Annotated in this window: 2 protein-coding genes and 1 pseudogene; all 3 read right to left on the bottom strand. The window is 50.0% G+C overall.

The window, feature by feature from the left end; translation table 11 throughout:
* On the bottom strand, positions 1–1468 hold a 1468-nt coding region (locus ACT6RZ_RS14815; protein ID WP_444702849.1), incomplete at its 3' end, for an MCP four helix bundle domain-containing protein.
* Between the two features lie 215 nt (positions 1469–1683).
* The gene (locus ACT6RZ_RS14820; protein ID WP_444702850.1) at positions 1684–1908 is read right to left on the bottom strand and encodes a hypothetical protein; all 225 of its coding nucleotides are present in this window, start codon (positions 1906–1908) and stop codon (positions 1684–1686) included.
* Between the two features lie 320 nt (positions 1909–2228).
* Positions 2229–2640 (bottom strand): annotated as a pseudogene (locus ACT6RZ_RS14825) (methyl-accepting chemotaxis protein); the annotation flags it as partial.

The following is a 2640-nucleotide window of genomic DNA, read 5'->3' on the forward strand; positions in this document are numbered from 1 at the left end:
TGTCCAGGTACTCGGAAGTGATGGTCAATGGTTTGACCACCGCATCCAGCGTACCGTTGACACCTTCTATCACTTTGCGGAAATCGCCATTGTGCTTGCTGGTGTCGGCACGCGTAGACAAGGCACCGTTTTGCGCTGCCAGTGCCAGTTCGTTGGCATCTGCCACCAATGCATTCACTGCGTCTATGCAGGTGTTCAGGTTGTTGATGATCAGGCTGTAATCACCCTGGTATTGCTCGGTGATCTTGGCCGGAATATTGCCTTTTGCGATGTTATCCAGGTAGCTGGAGGTCACATTCAATGGCTTGACGATAGCGTCCAGCGTGTTGTTCAGGCCTTCCACAATCGCACGGAAATCGCCCTGGTGACGGGAGGCATCAGCGCGCGTAGACAAACGGCCTTCAACGGCGGCATGCGCCAAATCATCAGCGTCGCTGACCAGGCGTTTGATATTGCCACGCACCTGCTCTATCGCTTCGTTAACGAATGCTTTTTTACCGGGGAACTGTTTCAATGGTGCATCCAGGTTACCTTGCCCGAACGCTTGTACCACTTCAATCGCTTCCTTGTTCATGGCGATATGACCAGCCACCATTTTATTGATGCCGGCGGCCATTTCACCATAACCACCTTTAAAGCGGGTCTCATCAACTGTGCAGTCGATATCACCTTCATCATGCTGCTGACTGACATAGTTTAATGACTGCACCAGGCCATCCAGGGTCTTTTGCAACACACGGATAGAATAAGCCACGCTGGTCTTGTCATCTGCCGGCAAGTCTATCTTCTGCTTGAGGTTACCTTCACCAAAGTTACGGGCGATGACAGTCAGTTCAGCCGGCTCCATGCCTAACTGCTTGAACATATTGCGTTTGATCAGCAGACCTATGGTCACCACCAGGGCCAGCGCCACCAATGCGATCGCAAACAGCATCACGATGGCCTGGTTTTTAATGCTTAATGCCTGGCTGGCATTGGCGCGCGCGACATCATTGTTAAATTGACGGTGCTGGCTGATGGCTTTTTGCACATTGGCAATAATGGCCTGATTGGAAAGCAGCACATCACGCGCCTCTTCCTTTTTATTCGAAAGCGACAAGGTCAGGGCATTACTGCCCAGGCCATCATAGGCAGTGATCGCAGCCAGGTCGTTTGCGAGCAAAGACTTGTCTTCTGCGTTGCTGACAAAGCGATCGTATTTTTTAAGCGCAGCCATCAGCTTGCCATGTGTCTCGGCAACCTGTTTTTCAATCGACTGCATCTTGGCATTATCTGTATTCAGCATATGCTGCCAGATCAGGCTATTCAGTTTTTCAAATTCTGCCAGCGTTTCATCTAATACTTCAATGCTGGGTGCAGCTGTTTCGTTGGCATAATTGGTGTAGCCATATACCCGCTCCGTCTGAAAGTAACTGATCCCAGCCAGTGCAAATAACCCCAAAGCTGCCACTACAATCAGAATGGTCATTCTTTTTGCGACGCTCATAATTTTTATACTCCAAATCCGTTAATTTTTTTAGCCAAACCCTGGCTTGCATACTATGTTCTTACATGGCTGAAACTTCCTATCAGCCAATAAAATATGGTTTATGACTTCTTATCAGGCTCAAGTTTTACTTGGTGCGATCCGAGCATTAAAAAACCCCTCATCACAAGGGGTTTTCTATGCTGACTACCGTGTGCTTATTTCTTTACTTTGGATGCATCAGCCAGATCTGTTTTTTTCTTGGCACTGGCTGATTCGGCCACTGCGTCGCCTTTCATGTGGGTGGCGGTCAGTTCAGGGCTACCTTCTTCGTAGCAGACGCGACCCATCATTGATACTGTGCAAACTTCGGCTGCCTGAGCCTGAGCGGACAATACAGAGAATGCGCATAAAGCGATGGCGGTGTTAAACGTGTGTTTCATAAAGTCTCCATTAAAGGTTCAAGTCTTGTTTCAGCGGTTATTGATTACCACTTGATCTGGTTTACGAACATCTGGAGAAAAACTTGAGAAAACTTACAACTGTGTTACAAAATAGCTGTAAATTAGATTTATGACGGTACGTTTTAGTCAGACAACTGCAGGATTCGACCCTTCACCCAAAGTTGCTGACTGCACAGGGCTAGCTGTGCAATATTGCCGGGGTAGCTTGAACGTCAGGCTGACATAGCCCGCTGCCAGACAACAGCCCAATAAAAAAGCCGGCTGCATGTGCAAGCCGGCTTTTAATGTTTCTTCAGCGCTTAAAACTCTTCCCAGTCACTATCGTCTGTGCCGGTACGTTTAGAGGCGGCAGCTTTGCCAGGCGGCGGACTATTAAAGCCACCTGATGCCGGCTTGCCGGATGCCCCCTCAGACCCTGACCTGAATGCGTTATTAGAGTGCGGACTGGCAGACTGTGTGGCTACTTTCAGCGGTGATGGTCTGGCGACTGGTTTATGCGTCACTGCCTGCCCGCCACCAAAGCTCTTGCCTTCCAGCTTGAACTGGCTGATGGCACCTGCCAGCTGGTTAGCCTGGTCTACCAGGGATTCAGCTGCCGCTGCCGCTTCTTCTACCAGTGCCGCATTCTGCTGCGTGGTCTCATCCATGCTGGTCACCGCCTGGTTGACCTGGTCGATACCCGTGGTCTGCTCGGCAGAAGCCGCGGAGATC

This window comes from Methylophilus sp., assembly GCF_052437885.1.
Classification (GTDB): domain Bacteria; phylum Pseudomonadota; class Gammaproteobacteria; order Burkholderiales; family Methylophilaceae; genus Methylophilus.

Coding starts and splice junctions, on each gene's coding strand:
- ACT6RZ_RS14820 (WP_444702850.1), bottom strand. CDS start 1,908: ATGAAACACACGTTTAACACCGCCATCGCTTTATGCGCATTCTCTGTA.